Raw genomic sequence first — 628 nt, 5'->3', positions numbered from 1 at the left:
AAAGTGGATCAGTCTCGATTTATCCCCGAGCGTCAATAGAACCACCCGGTTCTGAACGACACGCCGGTGATGACAAACAGGATGGAGAAAATGGTCACCGGGATGATATGCCAGGCCATAGTGACGAGGTTTTTCTCGGATAGATGGGGAATGACTCTGAAGCGCGCACTCATGGCGAAGCCGAGCGTCAAGGCCAGCAGCGACAGCTTCAACAGGATCGGGTGGGCGACGGGGTTGGAAAAATCCAGCCACTGGCTGACGTCCGGCAGCATGCGATAAGCCAGATAAAGGCCGGTTATCACCTGGATGATCAACGCCGGCATGCCGATCTTTTCGTAAACGGACTCGAATTCCAGCAGCCTGGCGGGCGAGCGCTCCCTCAATACCCTGGGCAGCACGACCACCGACAGCACTATATGGCCGCCGGTCCAGATGGTGGCCGCGAGAATATGTAACAACAGTGCCAATCCGTACATCCTTATCCTCCGGCGATGCAATGCCGATGCATAGCGCCAACGATATATGACCCATGGTGAACCCGGGACGGGATGCGAGCGCCGGCGTCAGCGGGCCCCGTCATCCCTGGGCTTATCTCCTCGCCAGGAGTGGCGAGCAAAACATGTTAACC

Annotated in this window: 1 protein-coding gene; it reads right to left on the bottom strand. The window is 57.3% G+C overall.

What is annotated here, in order from left to right; genetic code table 11:
- Window positions 1–32 precede the first annotated feature (32 nt).
- A complete protein-coding gene (locus BN1128_RS22745; RefSeq protein WP_244462954.1) occupies window positions 33–467 on the bottom strand; it encodes a CopD family protein in 435 nt (144 codons plus the stop codon).
- Window positions 468–628 lie beyond the last annotated feature (161 nt).

It is taken from the genome of Aeromonas piscicola, from assembly GCF_000820005.1.
GTDB classification, from domain to species: domain Bacteria; phylum Pseudomonadota; class Gammaproteobacteria; order Enterobacterales; family Aeromonadaceae; genus Aeromonas; species Aeromonas piscicola.
Note: the sequence above shows the minus strand (reverse complement) of the source record. Positions and strands in the feature narration are given on the sequence as shown.